Below are 25,717 nucleotides of genomic sequence, written 5' to 3' on the forward strand. Positions count from 1 at the left end.
GGCCGGGGGCCAGAATGCCTGACTGATTGGAGGTCGGATCAGGCAGAAAGCTTGTCGATGGTGGCCCTAACCTGCTCACGCAGGGCGTCAATCGGAACCATGCGGCCATCCTCTTCATAGTGCCAGAACGTCCAGCCATTACAGGCATCGAACCCCTGCACCAGAGCGCCGACCCGATGGATGGAGCCGCTATGGGTGTCGCTGATCAAGGACCCATCGACGCGAACCGTGGCAGAGTAACGCCCGCCGGCCCCAAAAAGTTTCGTGCCCGGCGCAATCAGACCCTGTTCGATGAGCGAGCCGAACGGAACCCTTGGCGCCGCGCGTTTGGGCAATATGGTTTCAATGGCAGCTGAATCGTGTGGTTTGATGGCCGCAATACGTTTCAAAGCAGCATTAATATAGGTGTTTTCGCGTTCGATGCCGATGAAATGCCGCCCCATCTTGCGGGCGACGGCCCCGGTGGTGCCGGTGCCGAAAAACGGATCGAGCACCACGTCGCCGGGCTTGGTGGTGGCCATCAACACCCGATAGAGCAGGGCTTCGGGCTTCTGGGTCGGATGCACCTTGGCGTCGTTGGCATCTTTGAGCCGCTCATGCCCGGTGCAGATGGGAAACAGCCAATCGGACCGCATCTGGGTATCGTCGTTCGACAGTTTCAGCGCTTCGTAATTAAACGTCGGTCGGCTTTTCTGGGTGCGGGAGGCCCAGATCAAGGTTTCGTGGGCGTTGGTAAACCGCGTGCCGCGGAAGTTCGGCATCGGATTGGCCTTGCGCCACACTACGTCGTTGAGCATCCAGAAGCCCAGATCCTGCAGCGCGGTGCCGACGCGGAAAATGTTGTGATACGAGCCGATCACCCAGATGGCCCCATCGGGCTTGAGCACGCGGCGCGCGGCCTTGAGCCAGGCCCGGGTGAACGCGTCATAATGGGCAAAACTGTCGAACTTGTCCCAATCATCATCGACCGCATCGACGCGCGACTGATCGGGGCGGGTGAGACCGTCTTCGAGCTGAAGATTATAGGGCGGGTCGGCGAAAATCAGGTCCACCGACGCCTCGGGCAACCCGTTCATATGCTCGACGCAGTCGCCAACCAGGATCGTGTCGATGGGAAGGTGGCTCTCGAAAGCCTCCGGGGCGCGCTTCCGCGCCGCTGAACCGGTACGCAACATACTGATAACCCTAACGCAAAACTAACACGCAGTTTGTAGCGCGTTAGGGTTAAGCCCCGGCTAAGCGTCAGGGTTAACCAAGCGTTACTGCAGGGCAGAGCGGCCGTCCGCCACGGGGCGACAGCTTCTCAGTATCCAGAGACGGCATGGGGCGATGAACGCTCCGCACGTTTTGTAGTTAGTATGAAGCGATCATCGCCCCACGCATCCGGGGTTTTTGGCTTATGGCGGCGATCTCGGGCTGGGGGTTGTTGGGAAAAGACCGGCCTTTCTGCCTGCCGCCCAGTTTATTCTGGGTCGGCTGGTCCTGCCAGCCTCTTCCGCCTGCTCCTCCGGGTTTCCCCGGTGCGACGTGGGAGGGCTTTTGCCCACCTAGTATCCACATCCGGCCATCTGTCCGCTTTGGGCCTTCCCCATGGCGACCCATGAGGAACCCGAACCGACCCTGCCCAAACGTTCGTTGCGCTTGCGTCCACCTGTGCGGGGTCGTGAGGAGAGTATGAGGGAGGTTTTGGGTGCGGGGATAAGTGGAGGGTGGTTCGGGGGCAGCGGTGGGGATGGGGCGGCGGCGCTGCCGGTTACTGGATCCCGGATCAGGTCCGGGATGACGTGGGGGGGATGTGGGAGCGCTGCGGATTTTACCCCAGCGTGTCATCCCGGGCGAAGGCCCGGGATCCAGTATGCTCGGAGGTGCGGGAAGATTGCGAGCGCTGCAAAAGGAGCCCCTCTCGCCCCTGTAGGGGAGAGGGCTGGAGGTGAGGTGCGCTGAAGTTCAGCACGCGCGGCAGCGGTGGGGATGGGGCGGCGGGCAAACCCCTTTGGGTTACGCGAAAGCGACGGGAGGATCAGCCCTAGCGGCGGGCAGCCATGACCGGGGCGAAGCTGGTGCGGTGGAAAGCACAGGGACCGTGGGTGGCGAGGGCTTCGAGGTGCAGGGCGGTACCGTAGCCCTTGTGACGGGCGAAGCTGTAGTGGGGATGCTCGCCGTCCATCACCTGACACATCCGGTCGCGCACCACTTTGGCAACGATCGATGCGGCAGCGATCGACACGCTCTGGCCATCGCCGCCGATGACGAACTGCCCGGGACAGGACAAGCCTTCGGGGACGTCGCGTCCATCGATCAAGGCTAGGTCGGGTCGGACCGGCAGGGCGTCCAGCGCCTGGCACATTGCCCAAAGCGTCGCGCCCCTGATGTTGAGCCTGTCGATGACGGCTACGGGCGCGGCGCAGAAGGCGACCTGCGCAGTCGCCATGATCCTGGAAAATAACTGCTCGCGCCGCTCGGCGGTGAGCTTTTTGGAATCATCGAGCCCCTCGGGGATCGCATCGGGGTCGAGCACGACCGCCGCAGCCACCACCGGCCCAGCCAGCGGGCCACGCCCGGCTTCGTCGATACCGGCCACCAGCCTACGACCACCGGCCAGCGCGGCGGCTTCCAGCGCATAGGACGGCCCATCAAGGAGCGGCAGGGGCGAATCAATAAGCGACATTGCGCCAAATTGCCCCAAAGACGGCTCCGGGACAAAGCCTCAATCGTCGTTGAGCGTCACCGAATGTCTCCGCCAAGCCGACGCTTCGAACGGCTGGGGTCAATATTCGGTGATGCGCCGCCCCATCGCATTCTAAGGTCGAAACCGCCTAGGCCTCGGTCTCGCCGTCCGAAATTGCGATTTCGGTGATCGCGTGCCCGCTATCGCCGATGGCGCGCGCCCGCTGACTGGTGCCCATCCGCCACCAGACTTCCTAAGCCAGCATCACCGCTCCGGTTATCGGCCTCTCCTTGCTCAGAACAGGCTCAACTGCGCCGTTTCCTTTGGCGGGTGGACGAACAGATCCGTGCGCAGAGGGGCTGATTTTTCGTTCAGGCCCAACCGCGCCGCCGCCTTTTCGAAGCGCTGCTGCATGAGGACGGCATAGGGTCCTTCGCCGGTAAAGCGCGATCCGAACCGCGGGTCGTTATCCTGGCCATTGCGGTAATCGCGGACCAGGCCCATCACGTGCCGAACCTTGTCGGGATAGGTTTTGAGCAACCATTCGCGGAAAATGTCCCGCACTTCGCCGGGCAGGCGCAGCAGGATCATCGAGGCGGCGGTGGCCCCTTGCGCCTTTCCGGCGTCGAGGATGCGCTCCAATTCGTGATCGTTGACGGCGGGAATCATCGGCGCGGCCATCACGCGGGTTGGGATGCCCGATTCCGACAGCAGCCTGAGCGCTTCGAGACGGCGCACCGGGGTGGAGGCACGCGGCTCCATGAAACGCGACAGCTTATGGTCCATCGAGGTCACCGAGATGCCGACCGAAACCAGCCCCTGCCGGGCCATCTTGGTGAGGATGTCGAGATCGCGCACGATCAGGGCCGATTTGGTGACGATGGTGACCGGATGCTTGGCCTCAAGCAGGACCTTGAGCACCGAGCGCATGATCTTGTATTTGCGCTCCAGCGGCTGATAGGGGTCGGTATTGGTGCCTATGGCGATCGGTTTTGGGCGGTAGCGCGGATTGGCCAGTTCGGCGCGCAAAAGCTCCGCCGCGTTCACCTTGATATAGATGTCGCGCTCGAAATCGATGCCTGCCGAGTGGCCGAGATAGGCGTGGCTGGGCCGCGCGAAACAATAGGAACAGCCGTGCTCGCAGCCGCGATAGGGATTGATCGAGCGATCGAATCCGATGTCGGGGGAAACGTTGCGGGTGATGATCGACTTGGCGCGTTCGATGTGCTCGCGGGTCTCAAAGTCCTCGTCGGGTTCGGGCTCCCAGCCATCGGCGAACATCTCGCGCTTGTGGACCTCGAAGCGGCCGCTTTGGTTGGAGGAGGCGCCGCGTCCGCGCAGCTTTGGGGACTCGATGACCGGGCGGCTGAGCAAGTCCACATCGCGGGTGCCGAACAGCTTACGCCTTGATTCCAAATGAGTTTTTTCGCCCGAAATCCGGTCCATCGCGGCGCTCCGTTCCCGCTTGCGGGGCCGGAGAGAATCCCGGCCCGCCTGTTTCGTTAACCTTAGCGAAACGGGCAGAACAGAACAAGAACAAATTTGTGCAGACGAAAGGGGTTGGCGGTTGCTGTAGGAAAATGCGGCTTTAAATCAAAGGGTTAGCGAAAGTGTGCGCCTATTCGTGCAGGCGCGGCATGATCTCGATGAAATTGCACGGCACGTGACGGCTATCGAATTGATATTTAAGGATTCCTTCCCACGCATCCCGGCAGGCGCCACGGGAGCCGGGGAGGCAGAAAATGAAGGTGGAACCGGCCAAACCGGCGGTTGCGCGCGATTGTATGGACGAAGTTCCGATGGTCTTAGCCGAAAATTGGTGGAAAAGGACGGAAAATCCATCCATTTTTTTGTCAAACATCGGCTCGATCGCGTCAGGGGTGACGTCGCGTCCGGAAAACCCGGTGCCGCCGGTGGTCAGGACCACATCGATGCTGTCATCGGCGACCCAGGCGGCGACCTGCGCGGCGATCGCTTCGCGGTCATCGGGCGCAACCGCGCGGTCATAGACGCGATGGCCGTCGCCCTCGATCAGCTCCTTGAGCAGCGCGCCGGAGGTGTCGGTTTCGAGCGTCCGCGTATCGGACACCGCGAGAATGGCGAAGGTGACGGGAACAAAGGGGCGGGTCTCGTCGATCTGGAAGGGAAACATGGGTCAGCCTTGCTCCGGCTCGGGGCCGGTGTCGGGGGGAGTGATGCCGTTTTCTTCCGAACGCGGATCGAGCACGACGGTTTCGCCGGTCACCAATTGTTCGGACGGAATGGGCTGGAACGGGGCGCGATCCTCGGCGGGCGTGGCCTGGCGCATCCGCATGCGGATAAAGGCGGTGGCGGCCAAAACGGCGTGAAACACCACGGGGACGATGAACAGGGCGACCGGGCTCAGCGCCTGCATGGCGTAGGAGGCGACGATCGGCCCCAGCATCTGCCCGCCGCCCATCATCACCAGCATGCCCGAGGCGATCTTGGCAAACGTGCCCTCATCGGCGAAGTCGTTGGCATGGGCGACCGCGATCGCATAGAGCGAATACGCCGCCATGCCATAGGCAGCAAACAGGATATAGAGCAGCGCGTTTTCACCGGGGTTGAACGCCATGGTGAGGATGCCCGCGACAACGGCGGTCAGCGAAACGCCGATCAACACCTTGCGGCGGTCGATGCGGTCTGACAACCGGCCCAGCGGGACCTGCGCGAAAGCCCCGGCCAGCACAGACATTGCCATGAGATAGGCAATGGTCGAGGTCGCAAAGCCGCGCTCGATGCCATAGACCGGCGCCATGGTGCCAAAGGCGCCATTGGCCATGCCGACACAAAACGCGGCGATGGCCCCCACCGGGGAGGTGACGAATAGCAGCTTTAGATCGAGCGATACCGCTTGCAGGGGCGCAGGCTGTGGCGTGCGGGTGACGGCGGTGGGCAGGACCGCGCCGATATAGGCGATGGCGGCGAGCACGAACGGGATATAGCCCGCGACCCCGGTGACCGAAATGATCAACTGGCCAGCGGTGGAGGCAAACAGAGTGACGCTGACATAGATCGAAAACGTGGTGCCCCGGCTTTCATTGTCGGACACTTCGTTGAGCCAGCTTTCCACCACCATGGCCGCCCCGGCAAAGCAGAAACCGGAAAACACCCGCAGCAGGATCCACGCCCAGTCATGGATGAACAGCAGGTTGAGCAGGATGGTGACGCAGGCGACGGACGCCATGACCGCATAGGCGCGGATATGGCCCACCTGCCGCACCAGATGCGGCACGAGGATGGAGCCAGAAATAAAGCCCACCGACCACCCGGTTCCGATCAAGCCGAGGGCCAAAAGGGAAAAGCCTTCCTCGGACCCGCGCACCGGCATGATCAGCCCGTGCATGCCACCGGCGATCATCAGCAGCGCGGAGGACAGAAGGAGTGCGGAAATCTTGACGATCTGGGACATGGGGACCTTATGAGGTTCTCTTGCTTGCAGGAAAGACTAGCCTGTTCGTTCGGGCCTGCCTACCTGTGAGGATCATGCTGGGGCGTGTGGCGTATTTGCCTGCTGTTTGCGGCCAAAATGCCCCCTTTGCTTGTCACTTTCATGCAACCGGGTTAGCGATTGACAGTCCGCATGTTGGCGCGGACCGTTCGGTTCGTGAAAGTGCTCAGCCGTGTCCAGCTCTGTCCCGTCGCCATCATCCACGAAGGCCCAGCCGCAAGCCGCTCCGCGCCGCAGAGTGATGCTGGGCATCGGCCTGAAAATCGTCTCGGTGCTGGTGTTCGTGTCGATGAGCGCCATCATCAAATCCGCCGAAGGCGTGCCGCTTGGCCAGTTGATCTTTTTCCGCTCGGCCTTTGCGCTGGTGCCGGTGTTCGTGCTGCTGGGCTGGCGCAAGCAGTTGATTGCAGGGTTCCGGACAAAGCGGCTGGGCGCGCATATTTTCCGCGGGTGTCTGGGCACCACCGGCATGGTGCTGATCTTTTTCGCCCTGTTGCGGCTGCCCCTGCCGGAAGCGACGACCATCAATTATGCAACGCCGCTGTTTGTGGTGATCTTTTCAGCGGTGTTCCTGCGCCAGAAGATCAGGCTGTTCCGCTGGACGGCGGTGGTGGTGGGGCTGGTCGGGGTGATCATCATCATGTGGCCCCGGCTGACTTTCCTGTCGGGGGATATGGCAACGGTCGGCCCGCAGGCGCAGGGGGCGCTGGCTGCGTTCGCCGCCTGCATGGTGTCGGCAACGGCGATGATGACCGTGAGCAATCTGGTGCGCACCGAATCCAGCGCCACCATCGTCATCTATTTTTCCCTCGTCAGCGCGCTGATCGGGCTGGCGTCGCTGCCGTTCGGCTGGATCGCGCTTAGCCTTGAGGAAACGCTGATCCTGATCAGCGCCGGGGTGCTGGGCGGAGTCGGGCAGATCTTGCTGACTGAAAGCTATCGCCATGCGGACCTGACCACGGTGGCCCCGTTTGAATATTCATCGATGATCGTGTCGATCGTGGTGGGGCTTGTGGTGTTTTCGGAAGTGCCGACAATCGAAATGCTGGTCGGGGGCACCATTGTCACCGCCGCGGGCATCTTCATCATCTATCGCGAACACCTGCTCGGGCTCGACAGCCCAAGGACGCGCAAGATGCGAAAGGTATCGAGCCCGAGCTAAGAGCCGGGCGCTCAGCTATCGAGGGCCGCGCGAATCGACAACAAATCCTGCCAGGCGAGGCGCTTGGCAGCGGGCTGGCGCAAAAGATAGGCCGGGTGCAGCGTAGCTATGGCGCGCATGGTGTGGCTGCCAATGGTCAGGTCGCGCCATTGCCCGCGCAGCCGCGTGATGCCGGTATCGGTTTCGAACAGGGTGGAGGCCGAAGCGCCGCCCAGGGCAACCAGCACCTTGGGGGCAACCAGTTCGATCTGCCGATAGAGGAACGGCAGGCACACCGCCACTTCCGACGGAGAGGGCGTACGGTTCCCCGGTGGCCGCCACGGAACCGTGTTGGCGATATAGACCGAGCCGCGATCGAGCCCGATGGCAGCGAGCATCCGATCGAGCAACTGCCCCGACCGGCCAACGAACGGCCTTCCCTCCAGATCCTCGTCGCGTCCCGGCGCTTCGCCCACCAGCATCACCTTGGCGTCCGGGTTGCCATCGGCAAACACCAGATTGGTGGCGCGCAGTTTCAGCCCGCAGCCGTCGAAGTCTTCGAGCATGGCGCGCAGCGCATCGAGGGTTGGTGCGCTGGCCGCCAGCGTCCGGGCTTCTCCCGGATCGGCATCAGCGGGACCGTTGGCCTGGAGCACCGGCGGGGCCGCTGGCGTCTGCGCTTGCAGCGCGGCGGGAACTGCCCGGCGGGCAGGGTTGGTGACGGGGACGACAGCAGATTGCGCGAATCTGTCGACAGGGGTTTCGCCCACAGCAATATCCACGCCTGCCGCTGCGTACCAGTCGAGCGTGGCCAGAAGCTCCTCGCGATTTAGCTGTCGATTTGTCATGGTGATCCTTGTTATGTCACACCCGGCCCCGCGCTTCCACTGTGCTGGAGGCTTTCGCGGTGGTGGATCGGGAATGGGATGTGATGAACGAAGCGGCGGTCGAGCGCGAAATCATGGAAACGGGCGTGCTGATCGTGGGCGCAGGGCCTGCGGGGCTTAGCGCAGCCATCGCCCTCAAGCAGCGCGCGCCCGATCTCGACGTCGTGGTGGTGGAAAAATCCGCTGATATTGGCGGCCATATCCTTTCGGGCGCGGTGATGGACCCCGCCGGTCTCGACGCGCTGCTGCCCGGCTGGCGCGAAGAGGGTGCGCCGGTCGGACCGGAGGTGACCAGCGACAGCTTTGTCTGGCTCACAGAAACAGCGGGGATCGCTTTCCCCGATGCGCTGATTCCGCCGATCATGAAGACCAGGGGCGCGGTGATCGTCTCGCTGGGCGATCTGTGCCGCTGGCTGGCCGAGCGCGCCGAGGCGCTGGGGGTGGATATCTTTCCCGCAACGGCGGCGGTCGATTTCGTCACCGGGCCGAAAGGCGAAATCCTTGGCATCGTTACCGGCGATATGGGCGTGGCGCGCGACGGATCGCACAAGCCCGGCTTTGCTCCGGGCATCGAATTGCGGGCCCGCTATACGCTGATCGCCGAGGGCGCGCGCGGCTCGCTGGCCAAGCGGCTGATCGCCCAATACGGGCTGGACGAAGGCCGTGCCCCGCAGAAATACGGGCTGGGCATCAAGGAAATCTGGGAGATCGATCCCGCAAGACACAGCCCCGGCAAGGTCGAGCATTTCATGGGCTATCCGCTGGGAACGGCGACCAGCGGCGGCGGCTTTTGCTATCACGCCGGGGATAACCGCATCTATCTGGGACTGGTGGCCCATCTCGATTACCAGAACCCGACCCTCTCGCCATATGACGAATTCCAGCGTTTCAAACATCATCCCAGGATTGCCGCGCTGCTGGAAGGAGGCACGTGCCTGTCCTATGGCGCGCGGGCGCTGACCTCGGGCGGCTGGCAATCGATCCCAAAACTGGCGTTTCCGGGCGGCGCGCTGATCGGGTGCGCGGCGGGGTTCATGAACGTGCCGCGCCTCAAGGCGATCCACAACGCCATCCGTTCGGCCATGGCGGCGGCCAGCGAAGTGGCGGCGGCGATCGGGGAGGGGCGCGCCAACGACACCATCGCCACCCTCGATGAGGCGGTGCTGGCCTCGGGCATTCGCGACGATCTCTATCCGGTGCGCTCGGTAAAGCCTCTGTGGGGGCGGCTGGGCACCGTGCTGGGCGTCGGGCTGGCGGGAATGGATATGTGGGGGGCGAGCCTGTTCCGAAGGTCCGTGCTGGGCGGGATCGTCTCCGATCGCCCCGATTTCGCGCGGCTCAAACCGCTGTCCGAGGTGACGCCGATCGCCTATCCGCGCCCGGACGGCAAGATCAGCTTTTCGCGCTCGGAATCGGTCTATCGCGCCAATATCGCCCATGAGGAAGATCAGCCGGTGCATTTGCGGCTGACCGATCCGGACGTGCCGATCCGCGATAACCTGCCGCGATATGGCGAGCCTGCGCCGCTCTATTGTCCGGCGGGGGTGTATGAGGTGGTCGAGGAGGGCGGGGCGCCGGTGTTCCGGATTCATGCTCAGAACTGCGTGCACTGCAAGACCTGCGATATCAAGGACCCGGCCCAGAACATCACCTGGGTGCCCCCGGAAGGCGGTAGCGGCCCGAACTATTCGGGAATGTGAGCGGATGGACCGCGCTGGGCGCTTGCAGCCGCGCTGCAATTGCGGGAAAAGGTCTGGTTGATGCAAACGCCCAACATTCGACACGCTTGCCCGTTCAGGCTTGCCGGTCGAAACTGGAACGGCGTCCGCAAGCGAGGAGTTCGGGAATCATCGTGCTAAACCTGTTCAAACGGCCGATCCAGACGCTGATCGTTGCCGCCCTGTGTGCCGGCGTTCCTCTTTCCGCACCGTTCGCCCAGCCCATGGTGTCCATGCGCTCGACCAGCGCGGTCGGCAGCTATCTGGCGGGGCTGGCGGCGCTCGAAGCGCTGGATGCGAACCGGGCGGCATCGTTTTTCATGAACGCCGCCGAGCGCGACTGGGACAATCCGATCTTCACCGGCCAGGCGTTCTTTGCCTATCTGCTGGCGGGCAACATCACCGAAGCGGCCTCCATGGCCCAGCATGTGCTCGATCTCGATCCCAACGATGAACTGGCGCGGCTGGTGCTGGGCACCGTGGCGCTCAAGCAGCGCCGCTACGCCTCTGCCGATCAGATGCTGGCGCGGGTGCCGGAGGCATCACTGGTCGGCATCGTGGGCGGCATCGCACGGGCCTGGGCCAAGGTCGGCGAGGGGGACCTCGCAACTGCCAACACCATTCTCGATGGTGTGGGGCAGGGCGGTTTTGACGAATTCATCATCTTCCACCGCGCCATCATCGCCGATGTGGGCGGGGACCGGGCCACCGCGCTGGAACTGGCGCGCGAAGCGTACGAACTCGATCCGCTCGTGCCGCGTATCGCCGAGGCCTATATCCGCATTCTGGGCAATGCCGGCGAGTTTGACGAAGCGCAGGACGTGCTTGATTTCTACGCCGCCGAAGGGGTGGAACACCCGGTGGTCGATGCGCTGCGCGCCCCGATCGCGGCGGGCCAGAGGCCGGGGCTGTTCGCCGGATCGGTGCAGGCCGGGGCGGCGGAAATGCTCCACGGGCTGGGCATGGCGCTGGCGCGCGACGGTTCCACACAATTGGGCACCGGCTTCATGCGCCTTGCCGCCTATCTCGATCCGGACGCGGCGATTATCGCCATGTCGCTGGGCGAATTGCTGGCCTCGGTGGGGCAATACGCGGAAGCGGACCGGCTGTTTGCCTCGGTGCCTGCCGATTCGCCCCTGCGCGTCGGTGCGCTGGTGCGCATGGCCGAAAGCCTCGACATGCAGGGCGAGCGCGACAAGGCGATCTCGCGGCTGCAAAACGTCATCACCGCCTTTCCGGGCAACCAGCAGGCCTATGGCGTTCTGGGTGACACGCTGCGCTATGACCAGCGCTGGGCGGAAGCGGCTGAAGCCTATTCGGGCATCATCGACCGTCTCGATCCGGCCCGCCGCAATGATTGGCGTTTTTTCTATGTGCGCGCCATTTCCTATGAGCGGGCTGGCGAATGGGATAAGGCCGAGCCCGATTTTCTCAAGGCGCTGGAGCTCAATCCCAACCATCCCGACGTGCTCAATTATCTGGGCTATAGCTGGGTCGACCGGGGCGAAAACCTCGACGAGGCGCTGGGGATGATCGAGCGCGCCGTTCGGCTGGCCCCGCGCAACGGCTATATCGTCGATAGCCTGGGCTGGGCTTTCTACAAGCTGGGGCGGGTCGACGAGGCGGTGACGATTCTGGAGGATGCCGTGGGCTTGCTGCCCGCCGATCCGGAAATCAACGATCATCTGGGCGACGTCTATTGGACGGCGGGACGGCAGCGCGAAGCGATGTTCCAGTGGCGTATCGCCATCGACATGGACAAGGAAGGCACGGTGACCGAGCGCGCGACGCCAAAACTCCGTAACGGGCTGGTGCCCGGCGCGCCGATCGGAGACTGATGCGCGACATCGCCAGCGAACCGGCCCCTGCCAAGGTCAATCTGGCGCTGCATGTGGTAGGACAGCGTGAGGATGGTTTTCATCTGCTGCACATGCTGTGCGTGTTCACCGAGCTGGCCGATCTGGTCTCGGCACAACCCGCCGAGACGGATGCGCTGACCGTATCGGGCCCGTTCGGGCCCGACCTGCCGATCGGGCGCTCCAATCTGGTGTGGCGGGCGCTGGAAAAATTCCGCGCCCGGTTCCCCGATCATCTGCCCGCAGGACTTGCCATCCATCTGGAAAAACACCTGCCGGTGGCTTCGGGACTTGGCGGCGGGTCGGCGGATGCGGCGGCGGTGCTGCGGCTGCTGGGCCGAATCAGCACGCAACCGGTGGCCGATGGTGATCTGTTCGCGCTGGCGGCGACGCTGGGTTCGGACGTGCCCATGTGCCTGTTGTCGCAAACGTGTGAAGTGTCGGGGGTGGGTGAACAGATTCTGCCGCTCCAAACATTTCCGCGCCTGTATCTGGTGCTGGTCAATCCGCTCGAACAGGTGTCGACCCCAAATGTGTTTCGGGCGCTGCTCCATAAGCAAAACGATCCGATGCCGCCGGTGCCTGAGCCGTTCGACCGGGCGGCGCTGGTGTCGCTTTGGCTCTCTGACACGCGCAACGATCTCGAAACGCCCGCGAAAGCCCTGGTCCCGGCGATCGGTCCGGTGATTGCAGCCATCGGGGCCACCTCTGGGTGCGTGGTCGCCCGCATGTCGGGGGCAGGGGCGACCTGTTTCGGCCTTTATGGCAGCGCCGGTGCCGCCCACCAGGCCGCCCACGACCTGCGCGAACACTTCCCCACCTACTGGATCGCGGCGACGCCCATCCTCACCTCGGCCTAACCTGTAGCAACACTCCGCCCGCACACAGGAAACGTAACGGTGGGGTGCGGCATTGTTCCTTCTGGTCCCAGCCCAGGAGAAAATCATGCAAATCCGCGAAATGATTGCCTCGCACCCGGTCGCGGCGCAAATGCCCGACGCGCTGTTGCGGTGTATCGAAACTGCCTATGACTGCGCCCAGACCTGTACCGCTTGCGCCGATGCCTGCCTTGCCGAAAACGAGGTGGACGCCTTGCGCCAATGTATAAGGCTCGATCTCGACTGCGCCGATATCTGCCTCGCCACCGGGGCGATGGCGATAAGGCGGACGGGCAGGAACGATGCTGTGCTGCATGGGGTCATTGAAGCTTGCGCCCGCGCTTGCGCGGCCTGTGCCCAGGAGTGCGAACGTCACGCGCATATGCACGAGCATTGCCGCATCTGCGCCGCCATGTGCCGCGATTGCGAAGCTGCCTGCCGCGACGCGCTCTCCAGCGTGCATTAAACGAAACGCGCGCGTTCAGCTTGCGCCGCGCGGGCCGAAGACGATGATTGCGGCGGCGGCTATCGCCAGGACGCCGCCCAAAATGTCCCAGCGGTCGGGCACGCGCCCTTCGATAAGCCACAGCCACATCAGCGACGTGGCGATGTAGATGCCGCCATAGGCAGCGAAGGCGCGTCCGGCGTAATCGGAAGGGGCGAGGGTGAGCAGCCAGGCAAACAGGGCCAGCGCCGCCACGCCCGGAACGATGAGCCAGATACTGCGATCGAGCCGCAGCCAGGCCCAGAAGGCAAAGCAACCGGCGATTTCCGCCAGCGCCGCCCCGGCATAGATGAGCAAAGTCGTCGCTAAAGCGGGCACCTACCAGCCCCCACCGCCGCCGCCCCCGCCACCGCCGCCGGAAAATCCGCCGCCGCCGGAGCCGGAGGACGACGAGGCCTGCGGCTGGGAGGCGATCATCGCCGAACTCAGCCCGGTGGCGACCCCGGCCATGGTGCGGGCAAAGCTGCCCGAGGAGAAATTGCCGCCCTGATACCAATGGGGCGCGTAGCCGGTGCCGGCGTCCTTCACCGCGTTGCGGGCCAGATCGGCCTCGAAGCGGTCGGACCACGGCTTTTCGACGCCCAGCGCCATGGCAAAGGGCAGGATGGCTTCAAAGCGCTTCACGCTCATATCGGGCTCGTTGTGGAAATTGAGCCGCTCCTTTTCGGCGGTCTCCAGATACATCTTGAAGCCGTCGATTTCGTCCATCACCTTTCGGCCATGTACCGTGGGCGCGCGCATCAGCATGGCAAACACCAGCGTGATGGCAATGATGGTGACGGCGGCGACGAAGGGGAAATCGATCAGCACCAGATCGAAGACGCTTCCAATCAGTGCGCTGGCATTGATCGCGAAAATACCAAGGATCGCCAGCCCGAGGAACCGGCCAATGCCACGCCCCTGCCAGAGAGACCGTGCCACCAGCCCTATCGCCGACAGAAACACGGCGGCGAATGCGGCAACGAACAGGAAGGTGGGCGCCAACACCTCAAGCCATACCATCAGCCCCAACGCGGCAAGCCCGATGACGACGCCCAGAAGCGTGTAAAACACGTGATTGTTGAAATAGACCTTGCGATTTTCCTCTTCCAGCGCGGCGATGAACCGCTGCCGCGTCTTGTCGAGGCGTGGGCCGGAGGTCTTGTCGATGGTGACCGGGCTCATGGTTTGCAGATCGCTGAAAATGACCGCTTCGCCCGGTGTGAGAGGGTTTTGGGGCGCTTTGCCCGTGGCGGTGAGGGTGATCTTCTTGCCGGTCTTGCCGATTTCGATCAGGCCTTTGACCGCCAGCGAGATCAGCGCGGCGGAAAACGCCGTCCAGCCCGATCTGGCCCAGCCCATGGTGTGCACATAATGGGTGAGGGCGGGAGAAAATCCTTCGGGCGCGTAAAAGCGTGGAAAGATCACGCCCTTGGCCGGATCGCGGCCCACCGAGGTCCAGGCCAGGCCGTTATAGGCGATGACGATCAGCAGCAGAATGATCGGCAGGATGATATCGCGATAATCCGATAGCCAGTACAGCGCCGCGTCGGAGCCGGTCGGTCCGGCGAGGATGCCCTTTTCGAACGCGACCGAAACGGTCATTCCCTCACGCGGCGCCAGCGCCCGGTTCATGGTGAACCGCGCCTCATGGTCGTTGAGCCGTGTTGCGGTGGCATCCCTGCCGGCGACGCCTTGCGCGCCGGTATAGACGTTGAGTTCGGTGATCCGCGCGCCATCGGGCAGAGTGACCAGCGCGCGCGCCGCGAGGATGGAGAAATCCCAGAAATTGCCGGTAGCGTTCCAATAGAGCTCGTCGTGATTGGCCAGACTGCGCGCCGCGCGGTCCATGCGATAGACGATCGTGTAGCGATGGACGCCGGGAGACAGCCGCCGGTCGGCGGACCCGATCCGGATGCGCTTGCCGCCGGAAATGTCCTCGACCGCGAAGGGCTCGTCCGTCCCGTTGCGCTCAACCGAGAGGACATCGAGCGGCAGACGCTGGGTGCGGCCATCGGGGGCGGTCAGCGTCGTGGGGATGTCGCGAAAAATGCCCCGGCTGATGGCAGTGCCTTCGGCGTTGACGGTGAGCGTTTCGGTGATCGTCACCGACATGTCGGTCGCGACCGCCAGCACCACGTCGAAATCGCGGATTTCCTCCCGCGCCAGCACCGGGTTGGCAAGGGCAAGCAGGCAGAGGCTGAGAAGAACCCGGATCAGCACGGCGTCAGGAGAACTTGACTTGAGGCACGGCCCGGTCGGCTTCGTTCTCCAGTTCGAAATATTCGGCCTTGTCGAACTTGAAGGCACCGGCGACGAGGTTGGAGGGAAACGATTCGACCGCGATGTTGAGATTGCGCACCGCGCCATTGTAATAGCGCCGCGAGAGCTGGATTTCGTCTTCCACCGTTTGCAGCGCGGTCTGGAACTCGATGAAATTGGTGTTGGCCTTGAGATCGGGATAGGCCTCGGCGACGGCGAACAGCCGGCCCAGCGCGCCCGAGAGCAGATTTTCCGCCTGTCCGCGTTCGGCGGGGGAGCCATTCTGGGCAGCCTGAACCGCGGTGCGGGCTTCGGTTACCGCCTGCAGCGTCTCGCGCTCATGGCTCATATAGCCTTTGACGGTTTCGAGCATGTTGGGAATGAGATCGGCGCGGCGCTTGAGCTGCACATCGATTCCCGACCAGCCCTCGGACACCAGCTGCCGGTTCTTGACCAGCCCATTGTAGATGACGACGGCATAGGCGGCGATCGCCACCACCAGCACCAAAATGATCCATTCCATGGCAAGACTCCCCGTGTGCCGCTTTGGCGCACAGTGCCATCATAGGATCATCACATCAATGGCTTGACTGGCCGTACGTGCCAGGGCTGCGTTCACTCCAGAGTCGTTTCGGCAGGCTGGTCGAAAGCGTGGCCGCAGAACCGGCATTTTCGCGCCAGTTCCTTGACGGCCTCAGCGCAATCGGGACAAAGCTTGTGACCCGGCAGTACCGAACCATCGGCTGCAAAACCTCCCGCGGGCGGGGTTCCTGTCGCGGTCAGGAGCGCCTGGGGATGGTCAGGTGCGGGCAGGATGGCCGGATCGCTGACAGGCATCGAGGGCAATGCCTGCTGGCCTGCCCATGCGCTGTTGTGTGCCCGGGCGGCGGCCATGCCCAGATTGGAGCGCAGGATTTCGCCCGTGCTGTCGCTGGTCACATCGACGGCGATCGTTCTCGTCTTGCGTTCGCACAGGTCGCGGACATGGGAGAGCATGTCCTTGGCCCAATCGGAGCTGCCTGGGGAAACCGCTGTTGCGACAACCTCCCTCTCGCCGTGGAGATCAGCAGCCTCGCTGTGAACTTCCGCAGCCCAGACTTCGGCCAGCAGTTCGAGGCGGGTGATCTCTGAACTCGACTCGATGGAATCATCCTGTGCCCGGCCAACCTTGACCTCAGCCCGGCTTTGCGTACCGCTCAACCGCAACAGCAGGAGCAGGGACATATAGCGCTGCACCTGCGCCAGCGCGGCGCTTTCGGCGATGAACCGGATGCCGGCAGTACGCATGTTGCGCGACAGGGTCAGGAACAATAGCGCGGCGACGGGGGAGAGCAGGAAACTCGGCGATTTCACCTCAAGCCCCATCGCCAGATAGGCGGCGGCGGTCTGCAACACGAGAAACAGGCCGACAAAGGCGCCCGCGATCAGCAGCGCCCATCCTGCGACGAGCCGCCAAAGCGCGGCCTGGCGGGCCGGGCGGGTGGTTGGTACAGGCTGCTGCTCGATCACCATCCTCGCTTCGAACTGGCCTGAATCGGAAATGGTCTCCGAGGCCGTTTCGGCGCTCAGCATCACCACGGCGTTGGGATGGCCGGGCAGCGCGTGTTGGTCGTTGAAGCGAAGGGGGAGTTGGCTCAGGATATTGTTGTATTTCGTGCCGGCGATGAAATCGGATACCCGGTTATCGCTTGCGCAGCCTGGGGCCTGACGCGGCACCAGACTAGAAATCAGCTTCATATCGAGCGCCGCTATCAATGCGGTGAGCAGGGCCAGCCCAACAAAGGGAATGACAAAGCGCCATGCCGTGGTCAGCGCATCGCTATAGGAAAGCGCACCGGCAATGGTCGGCTCAAGCATGGCCAGCGTTTGGTCCAGATGCAGCCAGTAGCCGCCGCCGATGACGATGATTGCTCCGATGGCCAGCCTGATCAGCTTGCCGGACAGGGAATTGAGGCGCTCGCCAGCGCGGGACACGACCGGACGCGTGGTTGGGGGAACATAGCTTGCCGATGACTTGAAGGCCGCCTTGAGAAAGGCGCTCTTCTGGTCGGGAACAACCAATGTGTGTTCGACGAGCGCCAGCGCGACCTCGTCCAGATCGGCGAACTTTTCCGGAATTCTGGGCCGGACGTCGTCGCGCACATCGACGATGGAGGTCCATGCCGTGCTGACGATGATGCGCAAGCCTTGCAGCAGGATGGTCGCGACCGCGATGACGAATAGTCCCAGCGTGACCAGAAGCCCGAGAAGCTGGAAGAATTGTACGCCGTACAGCCCCGGATTTTGCGGGGCGGCATTCCAAAGATCGCCAAGATAGGCCAACAGGCCCGCGACCATATCGTACGAGACGAGCGCGCTGATGACCGAACGGTTATAAATCAGTCCAGCGACGAGAACCGCCGCGAGCCCGGCCATGCCTGCAAGACGTATGAGCAGAAAGACTTTTTCCGTACGCCCGACACGGTTCAATTGCTCTGTGAGCTTGTCCGAATCCATGGCCCCCCCAATATCCGGATCAATCATGAATGGAGCGAGACTGCGCGCTCCCCTGTTTAGGCAATGTACAAAACAGAGCAACGATATAAGCAGAATGGCCCGACGTTAAAAAGGCCTAGAGCGGCTCTTAATCAGATTGAATTAGATCATGCGCTCCAGTTTCTTGTTTTGTCGCGCTTCCGAAACCGCTCTAATTGGCCCCGCCGCCCTCGGTCCGCAGCCAGGCTTCGCCGCACAGCTTGGCCAGGTCGCGGATGCGCAGGATGTAGCTTTGGCGTTCGGTCACCGAGATCACCCCGCGCGCGTCGAGCAGGTTGAAGGTGTGGCTGGCCTTGATCACCTGCTCATAGGCGGGAACAGCCAGCAATTGCCGTCCATCCTCGGTGAGGCCTTTGACGAGAAGCGCCTTGCACTCGGTTTCCGCATCGTCGAAATGGCGGAACAGCATGGCGGTGTCGGCGGCTTCGAAATTGTAGCGGGAGAATTCCTGCTCGTTTTGCAGGAACACATCGCCATAGGTCACCTTGTCGGCGCCTTCGCGGCCATTGTAGTTGAGGTCGTACACATTCTCGACCCCCTGCACATACATGGCCAGCCGCTCCAGCCCATAGGTGATTTCGCCGGGAACCGGCGAGCACTCAAAGCCTGCGACCTGCTGGAAATAGGTGAACTGGCTCACTTCCATGCCGTCGCACCAGCATTCCCAGCCCAGGCCCCACGCGCCGAGCGTCGGGCTTTCCCAGTCGTCCTCGACAAAGCGGATATCGTGCAGTTTGGCATCGAGGCCGATGGCGGCCAGAGATTGCAGGTAGAGGTCCTGGATATTGGCCGGGGACGGCTTGAGGATCACCTGAAACTGATAATAGTGCTGCAAGCGGTTGGGGTTTTCGCCATAGCGCCCGTCGGTCGGGCGGCGCGAGGGCTGCACATAGGCGGCTTTCCACGGCTTTGGCCCGAGCGAGCGCAGGGTGGTAGCGGTGTGGAAGGTGCCCGCGCCCATCTGCATGTCATAAGGTTGCAGGATCACGCACCCCTGATCGGCCCAGAATTGCTGCAAGGTCAGGATCAGGCCCTGAAACGAATTTTTCGGGTCCATATGGGGCTGGGGCAGCTCAGGCATTGTCGGTCCGGGAAAAGCTGGAGAAGGCGGCGCGACCGTAGTTTGGCCACCCCCTCAGGTCAAGCGGCACGGAGCGGGCCGATGGGCGTCATTGCTTGCTTTTGGGCAGATATAACGCCACGTCGCGCACGGTCAGGACGGCATCAACGATGTCGAAATGAATGATCGCATCGCCGCCGCTGGGGCAGCAATTGGGATCGGAACTGTCCCAAAGCGGCGTCGTCGCCGTGAGATCGCCATACAGCCAGTCGCCGAAATCATAATCGACGCCCTTCCAGATTTCGCGATCCTCGGGCAGGAACTTGCCGATGGTGCTTTTCCAGCTGTCGATATCGACAGGGGCCCATGCCGTTCCGTCATAGGCCAGCAGCATGTCGGCGTTGTGATTGCCGGTGCCCATCATGTAGCCGGGAACGTGAAGCGTGATCGGGCTGCCACCCGCGAGTGTCGGGACACGGTACTCATAGGCATCGAAAGCGCTGGTCAGAAACCGCCACGTGTCGTCCGAACCCGCGCGTTCGAACAGGGCGACACCACCGCCATCGCCATTGATTTCATCGCGTCCGCGCTGGATTTGAAAGGCCACCTGCGGGCCATCCTCCAGCGACATGAAACCAGCGCTCGTCACACGGCAATCGGCCAGTTCGGTCTCGATACAGGCGTCGGCCAGCCCATCGGGCAGGGCCTCCTGAGCCGATGCGGGTGAAGCGGGGACAAATACCAAAACGGCGATCAGCAACAGAGACGGTCGGTCCATGGCTGTGTTCTCCGTATCTGCCGGGCGGTCAGCGCCCGTTCGGTTTGTTGCCGGTGCCGGGGCGATAGACGCCATCTTCGCCCTTTTCCAGCGTGACCACACTTCCCGATTCGACCTCGGACTTGTTGCGCGCGATCTGGGCGCGGCGGCGTTCTCTTGTCCGGGCATCGTCCTCGGCAAATTTCCGCCGCCAGTCGCGCAGGATCGAGCGCAGGCCCAGCCCGATCAGGACCGCGATGAGAAGGACGACAAGCGTGCTGATACCCATGGTTACAACCCCAACCGCGACCACACGGCGCGGTCTTCCAGCCTGGCCACGGCATCGCCGACGAGATCGGGTCCTGAAACTGAACTCCCGATCCCCAAGCCCGGAAGCTGCAGCAATCCGCGTTTCGGCGCGATGGATCTGATCCGCATATCGGGACCGAACCGGGCGCGCAGCGTGCCGTGCAGATCACCCAGGGTATCGACCAGCCCCATCTCCAGACCGCGTTTGGCGGTCCAGAATTCACCGGTGAACACCGTATCGTCGGGGAGCGTTATCTTAGCTCCCCGCCGCATTTTTACGTAATCGATGAACACCTCGTGGATATCGAGTTCCATCTGCTTGATCCGTTCGACATCGTCGTCCCTCTCGGGCAGGAAGGGATCAAGCGTCGATTTGTTCCGCCCCGCCGTATAGAGCCTTCGGGTGATCCCGAGCTTTTCCAGCGCGTCGACGAAGCCGAACCCGGCATAGACAACGCCGATGGAGCCGACCAGCGAGGAAGGGTCGGCGATGATTTCGTCTCCGGCGGTGGCGATGAAATAGCCCCCCGACGCCGCCGCGTCTTCGACGAACACCAGAACCTTTTTCCGGTTTTCATCGGCCAGTTGGCGGATATGAGTAGCGATCAGCCGCGACTGCACTGGCGATCCGCCGGGGGAATTGACCACGATGGCCACCACCGGGGCTTTTTTGATGGCAAACGCCTTTTTGAGCAGCGGTGCGACGCTGGCGATATTGAGCCGTCCGGGCTTGAGTTCCTGCGAAATCACCCCCTGCAAGCGCACCACAGGGATGACCGGCCCGCTTTTGCCGAAAATGGATGTGTACCAGGGGCGTTTGGGGGCATCGAGTTGAGGGTCGGCGAATACGGTCATCAAGGTCTCCGGCGCGGTTCCACGCGCATTTTGATCGCTTCATAGTTTCACGGAAACGGCGAAACGATCTAATCCTTTTGTTTTACGCAATTCAGGCGCGGTTGTGCCAGTCCAGCCGTGAGTCGCCGCGCAGGATCGACTGGACCAATGGCGTAAAGCCATTGCCGGTCTCTTCATGCAGCACCATCGGCGAAAGCAGCCGCATCGGAGCCTTCGAGCCCTTCGTGCCGCGCACGAGCACCCGGCTGGCGGGGCGTCCCGGACGCGGCACGATCGGCAGCACCGTGATTGCCCCCATGCGCGCGCCAAATGTATCCAGAAGCTGCGGCAGCGCTTCGGCAAGGTGTACAAAGATCACCGTGCCCTTGGCATGGGCGCTCGATACTGCCGTGCGCACCCATGTGCCGATATCGCCTTCCGCATGGCGGGCGGCGGCCCGTGCCGCGTCGGGCGCGCGGGTGCCCGAGGCAAAGAAGGGCGGATTGGCGATCACCGTATCGAACCGGTCGGTCGCCAGTCCTCTGGCCTTGCGCTCGGTGCCAGACGCGGCGGCGCTGAGGTCGATGAGATTGGCGCGGGCGGCAAAACCATTGGTTTCGATATTGCGCGCGGCCAGAACCAGCATTTGCGCATTGTTTTCGACAAGCGTTGCGTGGCGGCAGCTGTCATGGGCGAGGGCGCACAGGGCGGCGACTCCGGCCCCCGCGCCCAGATCGAGCAAATCCTTGGTGCCCTCGGGCACGCTCGCGCCCAAAAGCACCGAATCAAGACCAGCCTTGAAGCCTGATTCTGGCTGCAATATTGACAATTTGTCGCCAAGAAACGCATCTGGCCTGCGTTCTTGGCGTTTTACAAATAGAGGCGGCTGGTTTACCGACATAGCGCGTGGGTCCTGCTGAGGCGGGCCGCACGATAGAACAACGCAGCAAGGCGGGCCAGCGGCGAAGCCTTCAGGAGATTGAATGTCCATGGCGGTTGAAAATCTGGCGCCAAGACCTGTTGACGCAAGACCTGTTGACGATATTTCGGCGGTGATCGACCGGCTGGCCGCCGCAACGGCCCAAGGCATGGAAGCGGTCAACCAGCTGATCCTGTCGAGGTCCGACAGTCCGGTCGACATGGTGCCCGCCGTCGCCAATCACCTGATCGAGGCCGGGGGCAAGCGCCTGCGCCCCATGCTCACCATCGCGGCGTCCTCGCTGTTCGGCGGGGCTCACGGCAATGAGGTGCGGTTCGCTGCCGCCGTCGAATTCATGCACAACGCGACGCTTTTGCATGACGATGTGGTCGATGAAAGCGACATGCGCCGGGGCCGTCCTGCCGCCCGCACCATCTGGGGCAATCAGGCCTCGGTGCTGGTCGGCGATTTCCTGCTCGGACAGGCGTTCCTGATGATGGTCGAATCCGGCGATCTCGATGCGCTGGGCGTACTTTCACGCGCCGCCGCCGTGATTGCTGAAGGTGAAGTGTTCCAACTGGCCAAGGCGGGTGACCTCGCCACCACGCCCGCTGACTACGAGCGCATCATCAAGGCCAAGACGGCGACGCTGTTCGAGGCCGCAACCGAGGTGGGCGCGATGGCCGGGGGCTCGGACGCCGCTGCCCGACAAGCGCTGGCCGCCTATGGCCGGGAGTTGGGCATGGCCTTCCAGCTTGTCGACGACGTGCTCGATTATGGCGGCGCGCGGGGCAGCCTGGGCAAGAATGTCGGCGACGATCTGCGCGAGGGCAAGATGACCCTGCCGATCATCCTGGCTCTGGAAACGGCCACCGAGGTCGAACGCGAGGTGATCGCTGCGGCGCTGGGTAATGCCGGTTCGGGTGACGATCAGCTCGCCGATGTGGTGGCGATCCTCGCCCATTACGATACGCTGGGCCGGACCATGGCCCTTGCCGAGCGCCACGCCGAAGCAGCGCGGTTGGCTCTGGCGGATATTCCCGCTTCCCCCGAACGCGACATCCTGTTCACCGTCCCCGAATTCTGCACGTCCCGCGCGTATTGATGGGCGGGGGACTGATCCGCCTGTCGCCACAGCTTTATCGCCAGCTCTGCCGGTTACTCGATCCCGGGTCTTCGCCCGGGATGACGGGGGTGGGTGGGCGAACGCTGACGCCAACCAGAAGATTCCCCCTCTCCCTAGGGAGGAAGGTGGGGGCAGCACAATGCGGTGCCATATATTCCCAGCGTGTCATCCCGGCCTTGAGCCGGGTGTGGATTCACATTTGAAGTGCAACGGGATGAATGCCTCTGCGGGTGTCCGAAAGCCGAGGCATTTTCGGGGCGTGTTATTATGGCGTGCCAGGATGGCATTGAGGCTGTCGCCGGGCAAGCTGTCGAGGTTTGTCTTGCGCGGCAGGCTTTTGCGCAGCCGGCCGATGGCGTTTTCCACGCCCCCCTTCTGCCAAGGGGCATGAGGATCGCAAAAGAAAGTGTCCAGTCCCAGTTGGCTGGCGATGCGGTAATGGCGATTGAACTCGGTGCCATTATCGAAGGTGATGGAACGGCGCAGGGGTTTGGGCACCGGCGCGAGCAGGGCGATGAGCGCGGTGGCGACGGGCTCGGCCTGCAGGCTATCGTGGCGCAGCGCCATGGTGAGCCGGGTGTGGCGCTCATGGACGATGAGGATGGCCTGTCCGGTTTGAGAAAACAGCATGGTGTCGGCTTCCCAATGGCCGGGCTGATTGCGGGTGGCGATGGCTGGCGGGCGCTCGTGGATCGAACAGCGCCCGGCGGGACGCGGCCAGCCGCCCTTGGTGCGCCAGCCGCGCTTGTATTTGGCGCGGGGCAGATAGAAGCGCCAGCGCCGATCATTGGTGCGCTTGAGCTGGGCATAAACGAAGCGGTAGATGGTCTCATGGCTGATGACCGGCACGCCCGCTTCATAGGCGAGGCGGCCGGCGATTTGTTCAGGCGACCAGCCCGCCGCCAGCCGCTCAAGCACGCTGGCGCGCAAATCGGCGTCGCGCTCAAGCCGGGCGCCGCTCCAGCGCCGGGCTGCGGTGAGCTGTTGGGCATAGTCTGGCCGATAGCCGACCTGCGCGCCGCTGTTGCGCCTCACCTCGCGGGCGATGGTCGACGGCTGGCGATCCAGAGCTGCAGCGATTTGCCGGTACGACTGCCCGGCGGCGAGAAGCCGGGCAATCGTGAAGCGTTCGGCGCTCGATAACTGACGGTAATTGGACATGGCAACACCTGTGACAGGTGTTGCACTTCGTTTGTGAACTCAGGGGGATCCAGTATGCGCCCGTGGTGAGGGGAGAGCGTAAGCGCTTGCCGAGGGCGCTGGCTGTTGGAGGCAGCGGTGGGATGGAACTGCAGGCTCTGCCGGTTACTGGATACCGGGTCTTCGTCCGGGATGACAGCGAAGGGGGCATCCGCCGCATGCGAATGGACATTTTGGTGCTCGCCTGTTAGGCGTTTTTCGCTTGCGTTGAACTCCCGTATCCAAGGCTCCGAACATGCCCGAACTCCTGCTTGAGCTCTTCTCAGAGGAAATCCCCGCGCGCCTGCAGCGGCGTGCGGCTGAAGATCTCAAAAAAGCGGTGACCGACGCCCTGGTCGATAATGGGCTGGTGTATGAAAGCGCCGGAGCGTTTGCCACGCCGCGCCGTCTCGCTCTGACCGTCACCGGGCTGCCCGCTGCCTCACCCGACACGCGCGAAGAGCGCAAGGGGCCCAAGGTCGGCGCGCCGCAACAGGCGATCGATGGCTTTTTGCGCGGGGCGGGTCTTTCGGGCATCGAGCAGGCGACCATTGCCAGTGACTCCAAAAAGGGCGATTTCTATGTCGCGGTGATCGAGAAAAAGGGCGCGCCTGCGGTCGACATTCTCAAGACGATCCTGCCGGACGTGATCAAATCCTTCCCGTGGGGCAAGCCTATGCGTTGGGGCAGTGGCAAGCTCGAATGGGTGCGTCCGCTGCGCGCCATCACCGCGACCTTCGGACCGGATGGCGAAGAGCCTGAGGTTATCGCGTTCAGCCTCGAAGACGTGACGGCGGGCAATATCACCTATGGCCACCGCTTCATGGCACCGAAGGCAATCCGTGTGCGCCGCTTTGACGATTACGCACAGGCGCTCGAAAAGGCGAAAGTGGTGCTCGATATCGACCGCCGCAAACAGATTATCCGCTCCGACGCCGAGCAACTGGCATTTGCGCAGGGGCTGGAACTGATTGCCGATGAAGGGCTGCTCGAAGAAGTGGCCGGGCTGGTCGAATGGCCGGTGGTGATGATGGGGACGTTCGACGAGGCGTTCCTGGCAGTGCCTGAGGAAGCGATCATCGCCACCATCAGGGCCAACCAGAAATGTTTCTGCCTGCGCGATGCCGCGACCGGCAAGCTGGCCAATAAATTCGTGCTCACCGCCAATCTGGTGGCTGAAGACGGCGGCAAAGCGATCATCGAAGGCAATGAGCGCGTCATCCGTGCCCGGCTTTCGGACGCAAAGTTCTTTTACGAAACCGACCTCGAAACCCCGCTTGCAGACAATCTGCCCAAGCTCGAATCCGTAGTGTTCCACGCAAAGCTGGGCACCCAGGCCGACCGCGTCGCGCGGATTGAAAAGCTGGCTGCCGAGATCGCGCCGCTGGTGGGGGCCGATGCTGACGATGCGCGCCGCGCCGCGCGTCTGGCCAAGGCCGATCTGCCCACGGGCATGGTCGGCGAGTTCCCCGAATTGCAGGGGTTGATGGGCCGCTATTATGCCCTGGCGCAAGGGGAAAAGCCGCAGGTGGCCGCGGCGATCGAGGATCACTACAAGCCGCTTGGGCCCTCCGACCGGGTGCCGTCGGAGCCGGTCTCGGTGGCCGTGGCGCTGGCCGACAAGCTCGATAT

23 protein-coding genes are annotated in these 25,717 nt (G+C 63.2%); 7 read left to right on the forward strand and 16 right to left on the reverse strand.

Annotation, left to right across the window (positions count from 1 at the left end):
* Window positions 1–38: 38 nt before the first annotated feature.
* The 5 genes from VNS12_RS14245 to VNS12_RS14265 all read right to left on the reverse strand — a co-directional run bounded on the left by VNS12_RS14245 (window position 39) and on the right by VNS12_RS14265 (window position 6,101).
* Complete coding sequence (locus VNS12_RS14245; RefSeq protein WP_325488506.1) at window positions 39–1,175, reverse strand: site-specific DNA-methyltransferase; 1,137 nt, start codon at window positions 1,173–1,175, stop codon at window positions 39–41.
* Between the two features lie 851 nt (window positions 1,176–2,026).
* Complete coding sequence (locus VNS12_RS14250; RefSeq protein ID WP_325488507.1) at window positions 2,027–2,668, reverse strand: ribonuclease HII; 642 nt, start codon at window positions 2,666–2,668, stop codon at window positions 2,027–2,029.
* A gap of 294 nt (window positions 2,669–2,962) precedes the next feature.
* The gene (locus VNS12_RS14255; RefSeq protein ID WP_325488508.1) at window positions 2,963–4,114 is read right to left on the reverse strand and encodes a PA0069 family radical SAM protein; all 1,152 of its coding nucleotides are present in this window, start codon (window positions 4,112–4,114) and stop codon (window positions 2,963–2,965) included.
* A gap of 172 nt (window positions 4,115–4,286) precedes the next feature.
* Window positions 4,287–4,820, reverse strand: coding sequence for a molybdenum cofactor biosynthesis protein B (gene moaB / locus VNS12_RS14260; protein WP_325488509.1), 534 nt, complete (start codon window positions 4,818–4,820; stop codon window positions 4,287–4,289).
* Window positions 4,821–4,823: 3 nt separating this feature from the next.
* Window positions 4,824–6,101, reverse strand: coding sequence for an MFS transporter (locus tag VNS12_RS14265; RefSeq protein ID WP_325488510.1), 1,278 nt, complete (start codon window positions 6,099–6,101; stop codon window positions 4,824–4,826).
* A 280-nt stretch (window positions 6,102–6,381) separates the two neighbouring features.
* Here VNS12_RS14265 and VNS12_RS14270 point away from each other — a divergent pair, with 280 nt between their 5' ends.
* Complete coding sequence (locus VNS12_RS14270) at window positions 6,382–7,302, forward strand: DMT family transporter (protein WP_325488535.1); 921 nt, start codon at window positions 6,382–6,384, stop codon at window positions 7,300–7,302.
* Between the two features lie 11 nt (window positions 7,303–7,313).
* On the opposite strand, the gene VNS12_RS14275 is transcribed toward VNS12_RS14270, so the two are convergent.
* Window positions 7,314–8,129, reverse strand: coding sequence for a uracil-DNA glycosylase (locus VNS12_RS14275; protein ID WP_325488511.1), 816 nt, complete (start codon window positions 8,127–8,129; stop codon window positions 7,314–7,316).
* Between the two features lie 83 nt (window positions 8,130–8,212).
* On the opposite strand from VNS12_RS14275, the gene VNS12_RS14280 reads away from it, so the two are divergent.
* From VNS12_RS14280 to VNS12_RS14295, 4 genes are all read left to right on the forward strand, one after another.
* The gene (locus VNS12_RS14280; RefSeq protein ID WP_325488512.1) at window positions 8,213–9,868 is read left to right on the forward strand and encodes an electron transfer flavoprotein-ubiquinone oxidoreductase; all 1,656 of its coding nucleotides are present in this window, start codon (window positions 8,213–8,215) and stop codon (window positions 9,866–9,868) included.
* Window positions 9,869–10,020: 152 nt separating this feature from the next.
* Entirely contained in the window at window positions 10,021–11,724 is a 1,704-nt protein-coding gene (locus tag VNS12_RS14285; protein WP_325488513.1) for a tetratricopeptide repeat protein, read from the forward strand.
* On the forward strand, window positions 11,724–12,602 hold the full coding sequence (locus VNS12_RS14290; RefSeq protein WP_325488514.1) for a 4-(cytidine 5'-diphospho)-2-C-methyl-D-erythritol kinase: 879 nt from the start codon (window positions 11,724–11,726) through the stop codon (window positions 12,600–12,602). Before VNS12_RS14285 ends, VNS12_RS14290 begins: the two co-directional genes overlap by 1 nt.
* 85 nt (window positions 12,603–12,687) lie before the next feature.
* The gene (locus tag VNS12_RS14295) at window positions 12,688–13,086 is read left to right on the forward strand and encodes a four-helix bundle copper-binding protein (RefSeq protein ID WP_325488515.1); all 399 of its coding nucleotides are present in this window, start codon (window positions 12,688–12,690) and stop codon (window positions 13,084–13,086) included.
* Between the two features lie 15 nt (window positions 13,087–13,101).
* Here the strand turns inward: VNS12_RS14295 and VNS12_RS14300 are convergent, their stop codons facing one another.
* From VNS12_RS14300 to VNS12_RS14340, 9 genes are all read right to left on the reverse strand, one after another.
* Window positions 13,102–13,443, reverse strand: a complete 342-nt coding sequence (locus VNS12_RS14300; RefSeq protein WP_325488516.1) for a YnfA family protein — start codon at window positions 13,441–13,443, stop codon at window positions 13,102–13,104.
* Window positions 13,444–15,327, reverse strand: a complete 1,884-nt coding sequence (locus VNS12_RS14305) for a DUF2207 domain-containing protein (protein WP_325488517.1) — start codon at window positions 15,325–15,327, stop codon at window positions 13,444–13,446.
* A gap of 4 nt (window positions 15,328–15,331) precedes the next feature.
* Window positions 15,332–15,889: a LemA family protein gene (locus VNS12_RS14310; RefSeq protein WP_325488518.1), complete on the reverse strand. Its 558-nt coding sequence runs from the start codon at window positions 15,887–15,889 to the stop codon at window positions 15,332–15,334.
* Window positions 15,890–15,981: 92 nt separating this feature from the next.
* The gene (locus tag VNS12_RS14315) at window positions 15,982–17,862 is read right to left on the reverse strand and encodes a hypothetical protein (RefSeq protein WP_325488519.1); all 1,881 of its coding nucleotides are present in this window, start codon (window positions 17,860–17,862) and stop codon (window positions 15,982–15,984) included.
* A 190-nt stretch (window positions 17,863–18,052) separates the two neighbouring features.
* Complete coding sequence (locus VNS12_RS14320) at window positions 18,053–18,958, reverse strand: glycine--tRNA ligase subunit alpha (RefSeq protein WP_325488536.1); 906 nt, start codon at window positions 18,956–18,958, stop codon at window positions 18,053–18,055.
* A 112-nt stretch (window positions 18,959–19,070) separates the two neighbouring features.
* Complete coding sequence (locus tag VNS12_RS14325; protein ID WP_325488520.1) at window positions 19,071–19,739, reverse strand: hypothetical protein; 669 nt, start codon at window positions 19,737–19,739, stop codon at window positions 19,071–19,073.
* A gap of 28 nt (window positions 19,740–19,767) precedes the next feature.
* A complete protein-coding gene (locus tag VNS12_RS14330) occupies window positions 19,768–20,007 on the reverse strand; it encodes a hypothetical protein (protein ID WP_325488521.1) in 240 nt (79 codons plus the stop codon).
* 2 nt (window positions 20,008–20,009) lie between these two features.
* Complete coding sequence (locus VNS12_RS14335; RefSeq protein WP_325488522.1) at window positions 20,010–20,882, reverse strand: S49 family peptidase; 873 nt, start codon at window positions 20,880–20,882, stop codon at window positions 20,010–20,012.
* Window positions 20,883–20,973: 91 nt separating this feature from the next.
* Window positions 20,974–21,690, reverse strand: a complete 717-nt coding sequence (locus VNS12_RS14340; protein WP_325488523.1) for a tRNA1(Val) (adenine(37)-N6)-methyltransferase — start codon at window positions 21,688–21,690, stop codon at window positions 20,974–20,976.
* Window positions 21,691–21,850: 160 nt separating this feature from the next.
* Between VNS12_RS14340 and VNS12_RS14345 the strand changes: the two genes are divergently transcribed.
* Entirely contained in the window at window positions 21,851–22,885 is a 1,035-nt protein-coding gene (locus tag VNS12_RS14345) for a polyprenyl synthetase family protein (RefSeq protein WP_414693126.1), read from the forward strand.
* Between the two features lie 186 nt (window positions 22,886–23,071).
* Here VNS12_RS14345 and VNS12_RS14350 read toward each other — a convergent pair whose 3' ends face one another.
* On the reverse strand, window positions 23,072–24,067 hold the full coding sequence (locus VNS12_RS14350; RefSeq protein ID WP_325488525.1) for an IS30 family transposase: 996 nt from the start codon (window positions 24,065–24,067) through the stop codon (window positions 23,072–23,074).
* Window positions 24,068–24,341: 274 nt separating this feature from the next.
* Here VNS12_RS14350 and glyS point away from each other — a divergent pair.
* Window positions 24,342–25,717, forward strand: a 1,376-nt coding sequence (gene glyS, locus VNS12_RS14355) for a glycine--tRNA ligase subunit beta (RefSeq protein WP_325488526.1), incomplete at its 3' end; no start/stop codon positions are given.

Source organism: Pelagibacterium sp. (genome assembly GCF_035555455.1).
GTDB lineage: Bacteria > Pseudomonadota > Alphaproteobacteria > Rhizobiales > Devosiaceae > Pelagibacterium.

Bases quoted from the DNA above. Each gene is read 5' to 3' on its own strand.
- VNS12_RS14245 (WP_325488506.1), bottom strand. From the start codon at position 1,175: ATGTTGCGTACCGGTTCAGCGGCGCGGAAGCGCGCCCCGGAGGCTTTC.
- VNS12_RS14250 (WP_325488507.1), bottom strand. From the start codon at position 2,668: ATGTCGCTTATTGATTCGCCCCTGCCGCTCCTTGATGGGCCGTCCTAT.
- VNS12_RS14255 (WP_325488508.1), bottom strand. From the start codon at position 4,114: ATGGACCGGATTTCGGGCGAAAAAACTCATTTGGAATCAAGGCGTAAG.
- moaB (WP_325488509.1), bottom strand. From the start codon at position 4,820: ATGTTTCCCTTCCAGATCGACGAGACCCGCCCCTTTGTTCCCGTCACC.
- VNS12_RS14265 (WP_325488510.1), bottom strand. From the start codon at position 6,101: ATGTCCCAGATCGTCAAGATTTCCGCACTCCTTCTGTCCTCCGCGCTG.
- VNS12_RS14270 (WP_325488535.1), top strand. From the start codon at position 6,382: ATGCTGGGCATCGGCCTGAAAATCGTCTCGGTGCTGGTGTTCGTGTCG.
- VNS12_RS14275 (WP_325488511.1), bottom strand. From the start codon at position 8,129: ATGACAAATCGACAGCTAAATCGCGAGGAGCTTCTGGCCACGCTCGAC.
- VNS12_RS14280 (WP_325488512.1), top strand. From the start codon at position 8,213: ATGAACGAAGCGGCGGTCGAGCGCGAAATCATGGAAACGGGCGTGCTG.
- VNS12_RS14290 (WP_325488514.1), top strand. From the start codon at position 11,724: ATGCGCGACATCGCCAGCGAACCGGCCCCTGCCAAGGTCAATCTGGCG.
- VNS12_RS14295 (WP_325488515.1), top strand. From the start codon at position 12,688: ATGCAAATCCGCGAAATGATTGCCTCGCACCCGGTCGCGGCGCAAATG.
- VNS12_RS14310 (WP_325488518.1), bottom strand. From the start codon at position 15,889: ATGGAATGGATCATTTTGGTGCTGGTGGTGGCGATCGCCGCCTATGCC.
- VNS12_RS14315 (WP_325488519.1), bottom strand. From the start codon at position 17,862: ATGGATTCGGACAAGCTCACAGAGCAATTGAACCGTGTCGGGCGTACG.
- VNS12_RS14320 (WP_325488536.1), bottom strand. From the start codon at position 18,958: ATGGACCCGAAAAATTCGTTTCAGGGCCTGATCCTGACCTTGCAGCAA.
- VNS12_RS14325 (WP_325488520.1), bottom strand. From the start codon at position 19,739: ATGGACCGACCGTCTCTGTTGCTGATCGCCGTTTTGGTATTTGTCCCC.
- VNS12_RS14330 (WP_325488521.1), bottom strand. From the start codon at position 20,007: ATGGGTATCAGCACGCTTGTCGTCCTTCTCATCGCGGTCCTGATCGGG.
- VNS12_RS14335 (WP_325488522.1), bottom strand. From the start codon at position 20,882: ATGACCGTATTCGCCGACCCTCAACTCGATGCCCCCAAACGCCCCTGG.
- VNS12_RS14345 (WP_414693126.1), top strand. From the start codon at position 21,851: ATGGCGGTTGAAAATCTGGCGCCAAGACCTGTTGACGCAAGACCTGTT.
- VNS12_RS14350 (WP_325488525.1), bottom strand. From the start codon at position 24,067: ATGTCCAATTACCGTCAGTTATCGAGCGCCGAACGCTTCACGATTGCC.